The sequence below is a fragment of the Desulfovibrio sp. SGI.230 genome (assembly GCF_050313065.1).
In the GTDB taxonomy this organism is placed as follows: Bacteria; Desulfobacterota; Desulfovibrionia; order Desulfovibrionales; family Desulfovibrionaceae; genus Desulfovibrio.
The window spans coordinates 325312-342251 of sequence record NZ_JBNPKS010000002.1; the positions used below are offsets into that span (position 1 = coordinate 325312).

Genomic DNA, 16940 nt, shown 5'->3' on the forward strand with positions numbered 1-16940 from the left:
AAAAACGAAGGGCCGTACCCGCCGGCGCCGGCCTTGCAGGCAAGGGCAGCGGGCAGGGGACTCCCCTCCCCCAAAAACGATACGTACCGGCCGGGAGAAGCGTCCCGCCTACCCGGCGGTCCCCACCTGTCCGGCGATGCCCGGCACGGCCTGACAGCGCACGCGCATGTCGCGCGAGGCACGGCCGCTGTCGTCCAGCACGGCAAAGAGGTCGGCTTCCACCACCTCCACCCGGGCACCGGCCGCGTCATGGACGGCCAGCCGCTCTTCCAGCAGGGCCACGGCGCGTTCCTTCACGGTCTCCAGGGTGGCCGCACGCGGCAATTTTTCTTCCAGTTCCAGCGAGGGCACGCGCAGCAGGGCACGGCCGCTGTCGGCATAGACTTCCAGACCGGCGGTGGGCAGGGTCAGGGCCGCGCCCACGGCATTGGCCACCGGCGCATGGGGCGGACAGTCCACGGGCAGGGCCAGCCGTCCGGCCAGACGCTCGCGCAGACGCTCCGCCGGACCGCCCACCAGCCAGACCCGCTCCGGCGCGATGTCGCGCAGGCCGCGCAGGGCCGCCAGCGTGTAGACGGGGCGGGCATTGACGCCGTCCACCAGTTCGCGCACGGCCGCCGCCACCTGATCGAGGGCATCGGCCACGGCCCGGGCCGCCAGCTCTTCGGGCTCCATGCCGTGTTCCCCGGCCAGGGCCGCCACGCCGCGCAGGGAGGCCGCCGCATCCCCGGAAAGATTGCCGGGCCGCTCCCGGTCACAGACGTTGAGGGCATCCAGCAGCGTGGGACGCGTGCCGCCGAACGCCATGGCCGGGCCTTCGCGCAGGGGACCGGTATGCACGCGGGCCTCCGCGCCCTGCCCTTCCACGCCCAGCAGGGAATCGCCGCCCACGCCGATGGACAGGGAGGCCAGCGAACGCACCAGCGTCCGGCGGCCGCGCACGCTCATGCCGTCACGGTCCACCACCGGCGAGCCCTGGGCGAACAGGGCCACGTCCGTGGTGGTGCCGCCCACGTCCAGCAATACGGAGCAGGCATCTTCCGCCACGGCGGGACACAGGGCCAGTATGCCCATGACGCTGGCCGCCGGGCCGGACAGGACGGACTGCACGGGTTCCTGCCGGGCCAGGGCCGCCGGGACGGCCCCGCCGTCGGCCTTGAGCAGACGCAGGGGGGCCCGGATGCCCGCTGCCTGCAGGCTCTGCTCCACGGCGGTCAAAAAGCCGTCCACGATGCGGGCCACGGCGGCATTGTAATAGGCCGTGGCGATGCGGCGCGGGAAATTGAGTTCGCCGGACAGGCTGTGCCCGCACACGGGCGTGAGCCCGGCAGCGCGCACCACGTCGGCCATGGCCAGCTCATGCGCGGCATTGCGGGGCGAGAACTTGCCCACGCAGGCCACGGCCCGCACGCCCTTCTTTTTCCAGGCGGCGCAGGCGTCGGCCAGAGGGCGGGTATCCAGCGGCGTCACTTCCACGCCGCGATGGTCCAGACCGCCGGGCAGGATGCAGACGTCGTCCCCGATGGCGAAACGGGCGGGCGCCAGACCAGGCCCGGCGCTCAGCGCCAGGGCCACGCGGTCTGCCCGGCCCTGCACCAGGGCGTTGACGGCCAGGGTGGTGCCCACGGTCACCCGATCCGCGGCACGCAGGCGCGCCGGGCCCTCGGGGCCGAATTTTTCTTCCAGAGCCTTTTCCAGAGCGGCCAGTGCCGCACGCACCGAAGAGGGCAGATCTTCGTGGCAGGTGGGCGCCTTGGCCCCGGCCAGGATGCCTTCCGGCCCGCAAAGCACGGCATCGGTATGCGTGCCGCCCGCATCGATCCCCAGAAACGTCTGCGCTGTCATGCTGCCTCCACAGGCATCGCTGCCTGAAATGTTTGTCTGCTGGGTTGTAAACTTTCGTCCCGCCACTGACAAGCAAGGCCCGTCCACTGCCCTGACGGGGGGAATCCCCGGCCCGGCATACGGGGAGGGGCCGGAAAGACCGCCGGAGGATGCCCAACTGCCGCCGGGATGCAGGAAAGCGGCCCGGGATGCCCCGCCGGAAGGGTGCCGGAGCTCCCCTCTCTGCGGCACGGCAGCCCGCGCCCGGTAGCGGGCTCCCGCCTCTTCCCGTTGCGGGCAGCGCATCTTCCTGCCCGCGGACGCTTGCCATACGCGGCGCTTTCCAGTAAATTTTTACCCTTCGGACAGGCCCCGCCGCGCGCGGAAGATCCGGCCTGGCCAATATCGCGGAATATATTGAGGAATGTATCATGCAAACGACCGATTTCATCTGGTTTGACGGCAAAATGGTCCCCTGGGCCGACGCCCAGGTTCACGTTCTCACCCATGCCCTGCATTACGGCAGCGCCGTTTTCGAAGGCATCCGCGCCTATGCCTGTGCTGACGGCACTTCCGCCGTTTTCCGCCTGAAGGAACACAGCCAGCGCCTACTCAATTCCGCGAAGATCCTGCGTCTGAACATTCCCTACACCGTCGACGAGATCAGCCAGGGCATCCTGGACACCCTGAAGGCCAACAAGATGAAGGAAGGCTACATCCGTCCCCTGTCCTTCGTGGGTGATGGCGAAATGGGCGTCTACCCCGGCAACAACAAGGTCCACACCATCATCGCCGTGTGGCCCTGGGGCGCCTACCTCGGCCCCGAAGCCCTGGAAATGGGCATCCGCGCCAAGACCAGCTCCTTCGCCCGCATGCACGTCAACACCCTGATGAGCAAGGCCAAGGCCGCCGGCAACTACGTGAACTCCATCCTGGCCAAGATCGAAGCCAAGGAAGACGGCTACGACGAAGCCGTGATGCTGGACACCAACGGTTTCGTTTCCGAAGCCACCGGTGAAAACATCTTCATCGTGCGTGACGGCATCATCAAGACCACGCCCTGGACCTCCATCCTGGGCGGCATCACCCGTGACTCCGTCATGAAGGTGGCCCGCGACCTGGGCTACACCGTGGAAGAACAGCAGTTCACCCGTGACGAGCTGTACATCGCCGACGAAGCCTTCTTCACCGGTACCGCCGCCGAGATCACGCCCATCCGCGAAGTGGACAACCGCACCATCGGCGCCGGCCATGCCGGTCCTGTGACCAAGCACCTGCAGAAGGAATACTTCGGCGTGGTCAAGGGCCAGAACGCCAAGTACGCCGACTGGCTGAGCCACTACACGTTCTAGCACTCTCTTCCGGCGCGCCTGTAACCTTCAGGGGGACAGGCGCGCCCTGCCGTTTTTTTCATGAAGCACCTCTCCCTCGCCGCAAAATACCGCCCCCAGACCTTTGCCCAGGTCGCCGGACAGGACATGGTCAAGGCCGTGCTCTCCCGTGCCGCCGCCGAAGACCGGGTCGCCGCCGCCTATCTGCTCAGCGGCACGCGCGGCGTGGGCAAGACCACCATCGCCCGCATCTTCGCCAAGGCCCTCAACTGCCGCCATGCGCCGGGCCCCGAGCCCTGCAACCAGTGCGACCAGTGCCGCAAGATCACCCAGGGCAGCCATGTGGACGTCACCGAGATCGACGGCGCCTCCAACAACAGTGTGGAAGACGCCCGCGCCCTGCGCGAGAACATCGGCTACGCCCCCATGGAGGGCCGCTACAAGGTCTTCATCATCGACGAAGCCCACATGCTCTCGCGCAGCGCCTTCAATGCCCTGCTCAAGACGCTGGAGGAGCCGCCCGCGCGCGTGGTCTTCATCTTCGCCACCACCGAGGCGCACAAGTTCCCCATCACCATCGTCAGCCGCTGCCAGCATTTCGTCTTCCGCCATCTGGGCGAGGACGCCCTCGTGCAGCACCTTTCCCAGGTCCTGAACAAGGAGAACGTCCCCTTCGAGGAAGGCGCCGTGCGCCTCATCGCGCGCCGGGCCGCGGGCAGCGTGCGCGACAGCATGTCCCTTTTGGACCAGACCCTGGCCCTGGGCGGCGACAACCTCACCAGCGCCGTGACCCGCGAAGTGCTGGGACTGGCCGGACAGGAACTGTTCGCCGACCTCTTCGACGCCCTCCATGCCCGGGACTGCGCCGCCGTCTCCCAGCTGTGCGCCAGCCTGTTCCGCCAGGGGGTGGACATCGGATTTTTCGTGCGCGAGCTGGCCGGACATCTGCGTGACCTGTTCCTGCTGCGGCAGGGCGGCGAGGCCGTGGCGCCCACTTTGGGCCTGCCCGGCGAGGAGATCCTTTTCTGGCAAGGCCTGGCCCCGCGCTTCTCCGCAGGACACCTGCACGCCGCCTGGCAGATGGTACTGGACGCCCAGCGCGGCATCGTGCAGAATCCCGAGCCGGCCGCAGCCCTGGAGCTGTTGCTGCTCAACCTGGCCCTGCTGCCGCAGCTGCTGCCTTTGGAGCGCATGGACAGCGTCCCGGCACCGTCCGCGCCCGTACAGGGGCATCCCGCTCACGACAGGCAGGAAGGCAGCCCCCTCCCGCCCCGGGACATGGGCCATGCCGCACCTGTCCGGGCCCCGGCGACCCGCGCCCGTGAACACGGGACCCCGGCGGAAAAGAGCGCCGCTGCCGGCAGCAGCGAACCCGCTCCCGAGCCTGCGCCCTCCCGGCAGCCCGGAAGTTGCGCCCGGCCCCAGCGGGAAATGCCCGCCGGACAGACAGCCCGTCCCGCACGGGTGACGGAAACCTCGGCCCCGAAAGCCGCCCAGCCCCGACCCGAGGCCCCGGAACATCCGGAGCATGTGGGGCCCAGCGAAGCGGGCATGATCGAAGCTGACGACATCCCGGCCGCCGCGCCGGTGGAACCTGCCCGGCCCGCAGCTCCGGCCGCCCCTGTGGCACCGACCGCGACGACGGCCCCCGTGCCTCCGGCAGCCCCTGCCGTGGAGACGCGTCCGGCAGCCCCTGCGGCTGCGGAAGGCTTCCGTCCCGACTGGCAGGCCTTTTGTGATTTCTGCGCCCAGCGTCTGGAAAAGGGCGAGGCCGCGCCGCAGCTCCATCTGCTGCGCCAGTTGCGCGCCAGCTGGGAAGCGGACTGCCTGCGCCTGACCCCGCGGGCCGAGACCCTGCTGCATCAGACCGAGAAGCAGCGGCCCCAGCTGGAACAGGCCCTGGCGGCCTGGGGCGCCGGGCATCTGCGCCTGGAGTTCGTGGCCCCGCGTCAGGCCCGTACCGAGGCGGAACTGATAGAAGAATTTCGGAACAGGCCCGAGATGCAGGCCTGCCTCCGTCTGCTCAACGCCAATATCGAACATTGTACCGAATCCAACCAAGGAGATACCCATGCGTAACATGAACGATATCCTGCGCCAGGCGCAGGTCATGCAGAACAAGCTGGCCAAGCTGCAGAACGAACTCAACGAACGCACCTACGAAGCCAGCAGCGGCGGCGGCATGGTCAAGGCCGTGGTCTCCGGCAAGCAGGAACTGCGCGGCCTCACCATCGACCCCAAGGCCCTGGAAGGCGGCGACGTGGAAATGCTGCAGGACCTCATCATGGCTGCCGTCAATGAAGCCGGCCGCATCGCCCGCGAGACCCTGGACCGCGAGATGAGCGCCATCTCCGGCGGCATCCGCCTTCCCGGCGTGTTCTAGGCCATGCACAGCCAGATTCCCGAACCGCTGCGCGCCCTGGTGGAACAGCTGGCGCGCCTGCCCGGGCTTGGCCCCAAGTCGGCCATGCGCGTGGCCATGACCCTGCTCAAGTGGCCCGAGGCCGAGACCCGGCGCCTGGGCAAGGGCATCCACGACCTGCGGGACAATCTGCACCTGTGTTCGCGCTGCGGCGGCCTTTCGGCCACCGATCCCTGTGACATCTGCAAGGACGAGAACCGCTCCCGGGACACGCTCTGCCTGGTCAACGAGTGGGACAGCATGCTGACCCTGGACGAAGGCGGCTTCTATCACGGCCAGTACATGATCCTCGGCGGCCTGCTGGCCCCGCTGGCCAACATGGACAGCGACAGCCTCGACCTCGACCGCCTCATCTCCCGGCTGGAGGAAGGCGAGATCCACGAGCTCATCCTGGCCCTGGGGGCCACCATCGATGCGGAGAACACGGCGTCGTTCATCAGGAACCTCGTCCGCAAGCGTTTCCCGCACATCAGGGTGTCGCGTCTGGCCCAGGGCATCCCCCTGGGCGCGGAGGTCAAATACATGGACCGGGAGACATTGCGCCAGTCCCTGCAATACCGGCAGGATATCTAGCGCGTCCCGGCAATTTCCAGACGGGAAAGGGAGCCTTGCCCAAGGCGCCCTTTCTTTTTTTCATGCCCGGGAACGGCGGCGGCCCGTCCGCCCCTGTCCCGGCACGGGGATCTTCCCGCAGGGACGGCCAGCGCCGTCCCCTCCTTCCCGCACATACCGGGAAGGCGTCTTCATCACGCCGTCATGTACGCATGTCCGGCGGCTGCCGTTCCGGGGGGCGCGGCAGGCCGCAGGGATGCCGTTTTGCGGTGTGTTCCGTGGACCTTTCGCCTTACAGCCCCCTGCCGGTCATACCGACGGCCCCGGATGCCACGCCCGGCCTTTTGCCGAGAGTCTTGGCCAACGGGCACGGCCTTACGGCCGCCATCCGGTCGCGCGTTGCTGCAACAGCGCGTGACACATCGGGCCCGGTCTGACCAACCAGAAGGAGAATGTTTCATGGAAGCACTTTTTGGTCATCCCATCCTGCAGTCCCTGCTTGCCGGTATCCTTTCCTGGATCTCGGTCAGTCTGGGGGCCAGTGCCATCTTCCTGCGCCGCGAGTTTTCCCGTCTGGCCATGGACTGCATGCTGGGGGCCGCCGGCGGCATGATGCTGGGCGCAGCCTTCCTGGGCCTGCTGCAGCCCGCGGCCGAGATGGCCTCCCATATGGGCCGCCTGCATTTCATCCCCATCGTCTGCGGCCTCATGGCCGGTGCCGCCTTCCTCATGGGCCTTGACCATCTCCTGCCCCATCTGCACATCCGCCAGAAGCAGCAGGAGGGCCTTTCCACCAGCTGGCGCCGCAGCGTCCTGCTGGTCACGGCCATGGCCCTGCACCACATCCCCGAAGGCCTGACCATGGGCGTGGGGTACGGCGCCGTGGCCGCGGGCAGCACCCTGCCCTCGGGCGTGGCCCTGGAGATGAGCTCCGCTTTCATGGTCACCGGTACCACCCTGCTCCAGAACCTGCCCGAAGGCCTGGTGGTGGCCACGGCCCTGCGGGCCGAAGGTTTCTCGGCCAAACGGTCCTGGCTGTGCGGCGTCTTTTCCGGCTGTACGGCCCCCATCGGCGCCATCCTCGGCGCCGTCGCCTCCCAGGTGGCGGGCAGCCTGCTGCCCTTTGCCCTGGCTGCGGCGGCAGGCGCCATGGTCTATGTGGTCATCGAAGAAGTCATCCCCGAAGCCAATGCCTCCGGCAACGGCAACGCCGCCACGGTGGCCTGCATCGGCGGTCTCTGCCTGGTCATGAGCTTCTCCAGCCTGGTGGGCTAGAACGAAGAGAAAGCCCGCAGGCCGCCGGCGTCGACCTTCGACCGGCGGGCAGGGCGTCCGGCCATACGGCCGACAGGAACCAGCCAAACGAAAAGGGCGCAGCTCCTTGGAGCCGCGCCCTTCTTTTATCCTATGCTTTCAGGCAGGTATGCCCGGCAGCGGGGTCCCGGACCTAGGGATGGTTTTCGAACTTGTTCAGCAGGGGTTCCGCGCCGTTGTGGCAGGGGGTGCAGTCCATGACGCCCTTGGCCCAGTTGGCATCGTTGCCCTTGGTCTGATGGCATTCGCCACAGCCGCTCACGGCGGGCTGCACGGCGAAGGTGCCCTTGTAGTTCTTGCCCTGTTCGATCTTGGCGTTGAAGATCTCCACGGCCTTGTAGGCCACGTCGGCGGTCAGACGGCCGCAACGTTCGCTGCGGGCCTTGCTGGTGGCTTCGATCTTGTTGGCGGCACACCATTTGGACACGGAGATGTGGCAGAGCACGGAGCCGGAAGCGTTGTTGGGCAGGTCGCCCTTGACGCCCTGGGCCAGGTCGCCGGGGTTGTAGACGGGAAGCTTGGTCACTTCGTACCAGCGGTACAGCTCGTTGACCATGGGGGTGCGTTCCTTGCGGCCCCAGAACAGGGCATAGGCCGCGGCGGCGCCGTACAGGGCGCCGCAAATGGTGCCCCAGTCGGAGATGCCGCCCTTGTTGGCTTCCAGCATGCTGAAGGGGAACTGGTTGTACGGGGCGCCGTATTTTTCGCCCAGCACACCGATGATGCTGTAGAAGGCACCGTAACCACAAGCGTAGCCCTTGTACCAGTAACCTTCATAGGCCACCTTGGCGCATTCCTTGGGATCCAGCTTGTGGGGCTTCCAGCCGAATTCGCCGTTGACCTGCTCGAAGCGCTTGGCCGGAGCCGCCGCCTGGGCGATGCTGCCGCCGGTACCCACCAGGGCCGCCACAGCCCCGCCCACGGCCAGACCACCGAGGCCACACAGGCAATTGCGTCTGCTGTTGTCCATATATCCTCCTTCTTCGGCGCGTTGCGCCCTTCATGTTAGTCGTTACTTTTTTCACTACACCTTTCCAATGGGGAAAGCAAGGCCGTATCGCATGGAACAGGGGTACTTTTCCTCCGCTCCGGCCGGGCCCGCCCCCGACAAACAGCCCCGCTCCCCTGCCGGTCATGCCGGTATGAGGGGCTCCGCCCGCCCCTCCCGGCCTGTGGACAGGGCCTGCCGCCAGTGCCGGACGGCTGTCTTTTCATGGCTGTCCATCCTCCGCGCTTCCTCTCTCCACCCTGCCCGTATGCCGGGCCCACAGAAAAAAATTTTCATTTGCCACTGGACGAGCACGCAGAAAGACTTACTTAGAGGACGCAAGCGAAAGAGACGCCGCTAAGGCGTTCACCGATACAGTTTTTATTTCTCCGAGGAGGATCCACATATGTCCAAAATCATCGGCATCGACCTTGGGACCACCAACTCCTGTGTCTACGTCATGGAAGGCAAGGACCCCAAGTGCATCACCAATCCTGAGGGCGGCCGCACCACTCCCTCCGTGGTGGCTTTCACCGATAAGGAACGCCTGGTGGGCGAGATCGCCAAACGTCAGGCCGTGACCAACCCCAAGCGCACCATCTTCGCCATCAAGCGTCTGATGGGCCGCAAGTACGCTTCTCCTGAAGTGGACCGCTGGAAGGAACATTCCCCCTACACCATCACCTCCGCCGCCAACAGCGACGCCGGTGTGGAAGTGGACGGCCGCACCTACACCGCTCCTGAAGTTTCGGCCATGATCCTGGCCAAGCTGAAGGCCGACGCCGAAGCTTACCTGGGCGAACCCGTGACCGAAGCCGTCATCACCGTGCCCGCCTACTTCAACGACGCCCAGCGTCAGGCCACCAAGGACGCCGGCCGCATCGCCGGTCTGGAAGTGAAGCGTATCATCAACGAACCCACGGCCGCCTCCCTGGCCTACGGTTTCGACAAGAAGGCCAACGAAAAGATCGCCGTGTTCGACCTGGGCGGCGGCACCTTCGATATCTCCATCCTGGAAGTGGGCGACAACGTGGTGGAAGTGCTCGCCACCAACGGTGACACCTTCCTGGGCGGCGAAGACTTCGACCAGCGCGTCATCAACTACCTGGTGGAAGAATTCAAGAAGGAAAACGGCATCGACCTGTCCAAGGACAGCATGGCCCTGCAGCGCCTGAAAGAAGCCGCTGAAAAGACCAAGAAGGACCTGTCCACCTCCATGGAAGCGGAAGTGAACCTGCCCTTCATCACCGCCGACCAGACCGGTCCCAAGCACCTGGTGGTCAAGCTCTCCCGCGCCAAACTGGAAGCCCTGGTCAGCGACCTGGTGGACCGCACCATCGCTCCCTGCCAGAAGGCTCTGGCCGACGCCGGTCTTTCCCCCAACCAGATCGACGAAGTCATCCTGGTGGGCGGCATGACCCGTATGCCCCTGGTGCAGAAGAAGGTGGGCGAGTTCTTCGGCAAGGATCCCAACCGTTCCGTGAACCCCGACGAAGTGGTGGCCATGGGCGCCGCCATCCAGGGCGGCATCCTGGCCGGTGACGTGAAGGACGTGCTGCTGCTGGACGTGACGCCCCTGTCCCTGGGTATTGAGACCATGGGCGGCGTGTTCACCAAGCTGATCGACCGCAACACCACCATCCCCACCCGCAAGAGCAACGTGTTCACCACGGCCGCTGACAACCAGCCCTCCGTGTCCATCCACGTGCTGCAGGGCGAACGTCCCATGGCGGCCGACAACATGACCATGGCCCGCTTCGACCTGACCGGCATCCCGCCGGCACCCCGTGGCGTGCCGCAGATCGAAGTGACCTTCGATATCGACGCCAACGGTATCGTCAACGTGTCCGCCAAGGATATGGGCACCGGCAAGGAACAGTCCATCAAGATCCAGTCCTCTTCCGGTCTGTCCGAAGAAGACATCCAGCGCCTGGTGCGTGAAGCTGAAGCCCACGCCAGCGAAGACAAGAAAAAGCAGGAGACCATCGAGGCCCGCAACCACGCCGACAGCCTGATCTACGGCACCGAAAAGTCCCTGAACGATCTGGGCGACAAGGTGGACGCCGCTGTGAAGAGCGACGTGGAAGGCAAGATCGCCGCCCTGCACAAGACCATGGAAGGCGATGACGCCGCCGCCATCAAGGCTGCCACCGAAGAGCTGGCCAAGGCTTCCCACAAGCTGGCCGAACAGCTCTACCAGCAGCAGGCCCCCAACGGCGGTGCCCAGCAGCCCGGTGCGGGCGCCAACCCCGGCGCCGGTGCCGCCCAGGGCAACAACAACGACGACGTGGTGGACGCCGACTTCACCGAAGTGAAGAAATAATCCCCATACCCTATGCATCTCAGGGACGGCCCTTCGGGGCCGTCCCTTTTTTTATGCCCGCGGCCTCTTTTGTTCCTTGGCCGGGGGTGCTATCCTGGAGGGAACCAAGGAGTGCCTATGCGTACGCATCCCGCTTTTGTCAGGCTCCTGCATGTCCTGGCCCTGATCCTGCTCTCCGGGCTCTTCGTCCTGGGGACAGGCTGTGTGCATGACAATGACCCCTGGTATGACGACCCGCCACCGCCGCGCCATCACCGGCAACCGCCGCCACCGCCGCACAGGGCCCAGCCCAGCAAGCCTGCGCCGCCGCCCCATGTGTCTCCCCGCCCGGACCCCCGCCACGGGGACAACAAGCCCGTCCCGGTCCATGACCGCCGCGACGACAGGCGGGACCATCCCCCGCGCCGCTGATCCCCTTTGCGGAAGCTCCCGGAGCTTCCGCATTTTTCGTCTCCGGCCCCGCACAGGGCATGGAACGGGGATGGCCGCAGCCCCGCATACGGCCTGCAACAGGCCCTGCGCACACCGCCGGCCACTGCCGGGAAACGCTTTGTCGGGACAAGGATATTTCCTGCCATGACGCATCTTTACAAAATTTTTTTTTTGCTGCATAACTTTCTGGATTTGCAGATGGTCCCCCCTTCCGGCACGCCGGAAGACCTTCATATTTGTGCCTCCCACAGGCACAGCCGCGACGCGCTCCGCTCCAATCCAATCCTTGGGCGCGTCGCGTTTTTTTGTCCCTTTCCCCTCCCCGCCTGCCTCTCTCCCGCCCCTTGCGCCACGCCGCAGAGCGAGCTATGATTCCAGACTTGCCCGGGAACGCCGCTCCTGCCCGTCCCGTGCCCGGCAGCATGTCCGTCATGCCGCCTGCCTGAGGCATGCCATCACCGGCCATCCGGTCCCGGCCCGTCCCGCGTCCGGAAACGACGCATCCTTTCAGCCCTGTACTGCCATGAAAAACAGCTGCTCGTCCCGCGTTTTTCTCCCGATCCTGCTGCTCCTGGCTCTGGCGCTCAGCGCCTGCCAGTTCTCTTCCTCCGCTCCCAGCAAGGCTCCGGCTCCCAAGCCCGCCACGCCCACGGGGCCTCACATCGCCCTGGCCCTGCCCAGCAGCGGCCCCTATGCCGGCGTAAGCGCCAAGATCCGCAACGGCGCCGAGATCGCCCTGCGTGAACTCCAGGCCGGCGGTCTGCTGGCCCAGCTGCATATGGTGGATACCAGCAAGCCCGACTGGAACGCCCAGCTTGCCGCCCTGCCCCCCAACTGCGTCATGGTGGGCGGCCCCCTGCAGGCCCCCGTCTTCAAGCAGCTCCAGACGTCCGGCATGCTGGAAAAGCGCGTCTTCTTCGCCTTCATGCCCAGCCTGCTGCCCGGTGACGAAGGCGTGCGGGCCTGGCGCTTCTTCCCCAGCCCCCAGGACCAGATCGACCGTCTGGTGAGCTTCGTCACCGAAGACCTGGGCCTGCGCACCTTTGGCGCCTTCTATCCCACGGACAATTACGGCCCCCGCATGACCGGCCTGCTGGACCAGAAGCTCACCGGCATGGGCATCACCCTGCATTCGGCCAGCTACACGCCCGGCCAGTCCAGCACCTGGAGCGGCCAGGCCGCCACGCTCATCAATCCGACCACCCAGGAGAACATCACCGCGCCCATCCCCCAGACGCAGTTCGAGGCGCTCTTCCTGCCCGACTCCTGGAAGAACATGAACCTGCTGACCACCAGCCTGATGTACAACGGCGAGGACCGCCTCGTGCTGCTGGGCACCACCCTGTGGGAGCAGGGCCTGGACGGCAAGACCGTGGCCGAGCCCGACCGCTATGCCCTGGCCGTCTTCCCCGCCGCCTGGGACGCCACGCAGGCCCCCGCCGCCCTGCGGGCCCCCGGCACCGATTTTTGGGTGGCCCTGGGCTATGACTTCGTGCGCTTTGCCGTGCGCATGGCCTTCGACAGCCGCCCCCCGGCCGCCACGGTCAATGCCCAGGCTGCCAACATGAAGATCCAGTGGGCCATGGCTCCCCTTTCCTGGGACGAAAAAGGCATCGCCCACCAGAAACTGCATCTGTTCCAGCCCGGCGCCAACGGTATGGAGCCGCTGGATCTGACCCGCTTCCGCAACATGCGTGAAGCCATCCTGCAGCGTGCCGCCCTGCGCATGCAGGGGCTGCCCACCGTGGACGAGCAGGGCAACTCCCTCATCCCGGGCCTGCCCGGCATGTCGGCCGGCCCTGCCGTGCTCAACACGCCCGCGGCCACGTCCCCGACGCCCGGTGTGGCGCCCCTGTCCACCACGCCCCAGCCGTCGTACAAACTGCGCCTTTCGCCGGCCACCACCGGCACAACCCGTACCGCCCGATAACGGTGCACCTCAAGGTAGATCCCATGTCCGAAAACAAGAATATCAGCCAGGACGTCGTGGCCCACATGGCCCAACTGTCCCGCCTTGCCGTCAGTGACGAGGAAAAGGCCCTCTTTGCCCGCCAGTTCGGCGACATCCTCGCCTATATGGATGTGCTGGCCCAGGTGGACACCAGCGCCGTGGAACCCCTCTACAGCCCCGTGAGCCATGCCACCCCCATGCGCGACGACCAGCCCGAGCGCAAGCGTCGCCGTGAGGAGGTGCTGGGCAACGCTCCCGAACATGATGAAGACTATTTCATCGTGCCGCGCATCGTCTAAAGGAGACGCATCATGAACGAGATCTGCTCGCTGAACCTGACCGCGCTGGCCGATGCCCTGCAAAAGAAAGAGATCGGTGCCGAAGAAGCCACCCGCGCCTGCCTCGACCGCATCGCCGCCACTGAAGAACGCGTGGGCGCCCTGCTCCATGTGGATGCCGAGGGCGCTCTGGCCCGTGCCCGCCAGCTGGACGCCCAGGGCCCCGACGCCTCCCAGCCCCTCTGGGGCGTGCCCGTCACCGTCAAGGACGCCCTGTCCACCCAGGGCATGCCCACCACTGCCGGTTCCCGCATCCTCGAAGGCTACATGCCCGTGTACGACGCCTTTGCCGTGCAGCGCCTGCGTGAGGCCGGTGCCGTGATCCTGGGCAAGAACAACCTCGATGAATTCGCCATGGGCTCCACCACGGAGAATTCCGCCTACAAGACCACGCACAACCCCTGGGATCTCCAGCGCGTGCCCGGCGGCTCCAGCGGCGGTTCCGCCGCATCCGTGGCCGCCTGCCAGTGCTTCGCCTCCCTGGGCTCCGATACCGGCGGCTCCATCCGCCAGCCCGCCAGCCTTTGCGGCTGCACCGGTATCAAGCCCACCTACGGCCGCGTGTCCCGTTACGGCCTCATCGCCTACGGCTCCTCCCTGGACCAGATCGGCCCCCTGGGCCGCAGCGTGGCCGACTGCGCCCGCGTGCTGGGCGTCATCGCCGGTCATGACCAGCGCGACGCCACCTGCGATCCCCGCCCCGTGGACGACTATGACGCCGCTGCCGCCGCGCCTTCCCTCAAGGGCGCCCGCCTGGGCCTGCCCAAGGAATTCTATGCCGAAGGTCTGGCCCCCGAAGTGCGCGCCGTGTGCGAAAAAGCCATCGAAACGGCCCGCGCCGAAGGTGCCGAGATCGTGGAAGTGAGCCTGCCGCATACCAATGCGGCCATCGCCACCTACTACATCATCGCCATGGCCGAAGCGAGCTCCAACCTGGCCCGCTTTGACGGCGTGCGCTACGGCCATCGTGCCGCCGACGTCAAGCAGCTGGCCGAGCTCTATGTGCGCTCGCGCAGCGAAGGCTTCGGCCAGGAAGTCAAGCGCCGCATCCTGCTGGGCACCTATGTGCTCTCCTCCGGTTACTACGACGCCTACTTCCGCAAGGCCGCCCAGGTCCGCCGCCTCATCCGCGACGAATATCTGGCCGCCCTCGAACAGTGCGACGCCCTGCTGGCCCCCGTCTCCCCCGTCACGGCCTGGGAAATGGGCTGCCACAGCGCCGATCCGCTGCAGATGTACCTCATGGACGCCTACACCCTGTCCCTGAACCTGGCCGGTCTGCCCGGCCTGTCCCTGCCCGTGGGCATGGCCGCCGAAAGCAGGATGCCCGTGGGCATGCAGCTCATCGGCAAGGCCTTTGACGAAGCCGGCCTCTTCCGCCTGGGCGCCGGTCTCGAAGCCGCCCTGCCCGGCATCGGTCTGGCACAGCTGTAGGTCGTAACGTCAGACTCAAAGAGAAAGCTGAGGGGGAGGGAAACCTTTTCAGGGAAAAGGTCCTCCCTCCAGCCAGCTCTCGATGCCCGTAGCTTCCTTCGTCGTAACGGGCACGGCCCTGCGGCCCGCCCCTGGTTGGCCTTTCCCCTCCCTTCCAAAACCTTTTCTTCAGATCTGCATGCAGGTCCCCGTCTTCGGATGAAGGACCGCCAGACGAGAGGAGCCCGGTCAGTTCCTGACCGGGCTCCTCTCGTCTGAGCTTTTTTGCAGGGAGCAAAGGCGTCCTGCAGTCCTCCTGCCCCTTGGGCCGCAGCCCCCCGACTGCCCCAAGTGGACGACATGGTACACAGTGGAGGAAACACGGCCTGCCCGGTCCCCCACCCTGCCAATGCAAAAGCGCCCGGTCGTTGTGACCGGGCGCTTTTTATGCCTGAGCAAGGCCAATCATGCCTTCCTCCTCCATGTTCTCCAGGGGACTGGCCATCTTTTTTCCGCCTGTGGCGTTACGCCACCTGCCAGGGACCAGAGCAAAAGTTTTGGGAAGGGAGAGGGGAGCATGAGGGGAGAGGGAGACCCTTTTCCAAAAGGGTCTCCCTCTCCCCTCAGCAAACGTTTTCTTCCCCCCCCTGCCTAGGACTTTTTGAGCATGATATCCAGGATGACCTTGTCGGCCTCCTTCATGCCCGTGGAGCCCAGACGGCCCAGGTTGGCGATGCAGACTTCGATATCGTCATCGGTGATGCCTTCGTTGCCGGGCACCACGGAGCCGTCCAGGGCCAGCATGACGGCCTGGATGCCCGCGCCCACGGCGGTGGCCACCTTGAGGGCGCAGCTGCTCTTGGCGCCGTCGCAGATCATGCCCGCCACGTTGCCCACCATGTTGCGGATGGTGCGTTCCATGACCGCCAGATCGCCGTCCAGCAGCAGGGCGATACCGCAACCGGCGGCCGTGGCGGCCACCATGGCGCCGCAATGGGCGGACAGGCGACCCAGATGGTGCTTGATGTGGATGGAGGTGAGGTGGCTCATCATCAGGGCGCGGGCCAGATCCTCGTTGCTGCTTTCCTGCCGGATGGCGCAGGCCACCACGGGCATGGTGCAGGTGATGCCCTGATTGCCGCTGCCCGAATTGCTCATGACGGGCATCATGACCCCGGCCATGCGGGCGTCGGCCGCTGCGGCGGTCAGACGGATGGCGAAGGTGGGCAGGTCATCGGAAAGGATGTGCTTGCGCACCCGGGCATCCATGGATTTGCCCACGCCCAGACCGTACTGGCTGGAAAGGCCTTCCTCGGCCACCTGACGGTTCATGCGCGCGGCTTCAAGGATGAAGCTGATCTCTTCCAGCGGCGCGGTGGTGGCGAATTCGTAGACCCGGGCCAGGGTCAGGGGCCAGTCGGCGGGCGCAGCCTCGTTGGCTTCCGCAGGCATATGGTCTTCCACCAGGGCGCCGTCCTGCCAGACACGGGTGATGTTGTCATGGCTGTCACGCAGCTCGGCGGCGGCGCTGTGCCCGTCGGCATGGGCCGTGACCAGGCAGTACAGCAGCAGGTCGTTGTCCGGCAGGTGCAGTTCCACGGCGTCGGCGGCCACCATGGCCCGGGCGGCTTCGGCCTGCGCGGGATCGAGCGAGGCCAGGCACTCCAGGCCAAGGGCACTCTTCCCGCCCAGGGCACCGGCAGCGGCGGCGATGGCCAGGCCCATCTCGCCCGTGCCGGGGACCATGACGCCCATGCCGTTCTTGAGCAGATTGGCGCTGACGGCCACGTCCAGGCGTTCCGGCTTCCGGCCCAGCGCCTCGGCGGCACGGGCCGCGGTCAGCGCCACGGCGATGGGTTCGGTGCAGCCCAGGGCGGGCACCACTTCCTGATGCAGCAGGGCCAGGATGGCCTGCCTGTCGGCAAGAGACAGACTCATGCATTCTCCGGGCCTGAGGCCCACGATGTAGAAGGTTGGAGCAAGGAACGGGAGACAGGCTCCCGGGGATAGCGGGCGGATGCCCTTTTCGGCAACGGCACGACGCGGACAGCG

The 16940-nt window shown here is 66.5% G+C and carries 13 protein-coding genes; 10 read left to right on the top strand and 3 right to left on the bottom strand.

Translation table 11 applies throughout. The annotated features are described in order from the left end of the window. Nucleotides 1-108: 108 nt before the first annotated feature. On the bottom strand, nt 109-1845 hold the full coding sequence (locus ACQRAG_RS03465; protein WP_427804126.1) for a hydantoinase/oxoprolinase family protein: 1737 nt from the start codon (nt 1843-1845) through the stop codon (nt 109-111). Nucleotides 1846-2255: 410 nt separating this feature from the next. On the opposite strand from ACQRAG_RS03465, the gene ACQRAG_RS03470 reads away from it, so the two are divergent. From ACQRAG_RS03470 to ACQRAG_RS03490, 5 genes are all read left to right on the top strand, one after another. Then, a complete protein-coding gene (locus tag ACQRAG_RS03470) occupies nt 2256-3176 on the top strand; it encodes a branched-chain amino acid transaminase (RefSeq protein ID WP_006007938.1) in 921 nt (306 codons plus the stop codon). A gap of 60 nt (nt 3177-3236) precedes the next feature. Continuing rightward, complete coding sequence (gene dnaX, locus ACQRAG_RS03475; protein ID WP_427804125.1) at nt 3237-5234, top strand: DNA polymerase III subunit gamma/tau; 1998 nt, start codon at nt 3237-3239, stop codon at nt 5232-5234. Then, nucleotides 5227-5538, top strand: coding sequence for a YbaB/EbfC family nucleoid-associated protein (locus tag ACQRAG_RS03480; protein ID WP_006007936.1), 312 nt, complete (start codon nt 5227-5229; stop codon nt 5536-5538). The genes dnaX and ACQRAG_RS03480 overlap by 8 nt, the downstream gene beginning before the upstream one ends. Before the next feature lie 3 nt (nt 5539-5541). Continuing rightward, nucleotides 5542-6150 carry a recombination mediator RecR gene (gene recR / locus ACQRAG_RS03485; RefSeq protein ID WP_168936081.1) on the top strand — a complete coding sequence of 203 codons (609 nt, stop codon included), beginning with the start codon at nt 5542-5544 and terminating at the stop codon, nt 6148-6150. Between the two features lie 438 nt (nt 6151-6588). Next, nucleotides 6589-7404, top strand: a complete 816-nt coding sequence (locus ACQRAG_RS03490) for a ZIP family metal transporter (protein ID WP_168936080.1) — start codon at nt 6589-6591, stop codon at nt 7402-7404. Between the two features lie 172 nt (nt 7405-7576). On the opposite strand, the gene ACQRAG_RS03495 is transcribed toward ACQRAG_RS03490, so the two are convergent. Beyond that, nucleotides 7577-8413 (bottom strand): split-Soret cytochrome c, encoded by an 837-nt coding sequence (locus ACQRAG_RS03495; protein WP_304020089.1) that lies wholly within the window; start codon nt 8411-8413, stop codon nt 7577-7579. Between the two features lie 424 nt (nt 8414-8837). On the opposite strand from ACQRAG_RS03495, the gene dnaK reads away from it, so the two are divergent. The 5 genes from dnaK (at nt 8838) to gatA (ending at nt 14909) form a co-directional block, all read left to right on the top strand. Continuing rightward, nucleotides 8838-10754: a molecular chaperone DnaK gene (gene dnaK / locus ACQRAG_RS03500; RefSeq protein ID WP_304044342.1), complete on the top strand. Its 1917-nt coding sequence runs from the start codon at nt 8838-8840 to the stop codon at nt 10752-10754. A gap of 117 nt (nt 10755-10871) precedes the next feature. Beyond that, a complete protein-coding gene (locus ACQRAG_RS03505) occupies nt 10872-11165 on the top strand; it encodes a hypothetical protein (RefSeq protein WP_303930715.1) in 294 nt (97 codons plus the stop codon). Nucleotides 11166-11709: 544 nt separating this feature from the next. After that, entirely contained in the window at nt 11710-13116 is a 1407-nt protein-coding gene (locus ACQRAG_RS03510; RefSeq protein ID WP_303934700.1) for a hypothetical protein, read from the top strand. 23 nt (nt 13117-13139) lie between these two features. Continuing rightward, a complete protein-coding gene (gene gatC, locus ACQRAG_RS03515) occupies nt 13140-13436 on the top strand; it encodes an Asp-tRNA(Asn)/Glu-tRNA(Gln) amidotransferase subunit GatC (RefSeq protein WP_304044341.1) in 297 nt (98 codons plus the stop codon). 12 nt (nt 13437-13448) lie between these two features. Next, a complete protein-coding gene (gene gatA, locus ACQRAG_RS03520) occupies nt 13449-14909 on the top strand; it encodes an Asp-tRNA(Asn)/Glu-tRNA(Gln) amidotransferase subunit GatA (RefSeq protein ID WP_168936169.1) in 1461 nt (486 codons plus the stop codon). Nucleotides 14910-15539: 630 nt separating this feature from the next. On the opposite strand, the gene ACQRAG_RS03525 is transcribed toward gatA, so the two are convergent. Then, nucleotides 15540-16826 carry a serine dehydratase subunit alpha family protein gene (locus ACQRAG_RS03525; protein ID WP_204625534.1) on the bottom strand — a complete coding sequence of 429 codons (1287 nt, stop codon included), beginning with the start codon at nt 16824-16826 and terminating at the stop codon, nt 15540-15542. Nucleotides 16827-16940: the final 114 nt, after the last annotated feature.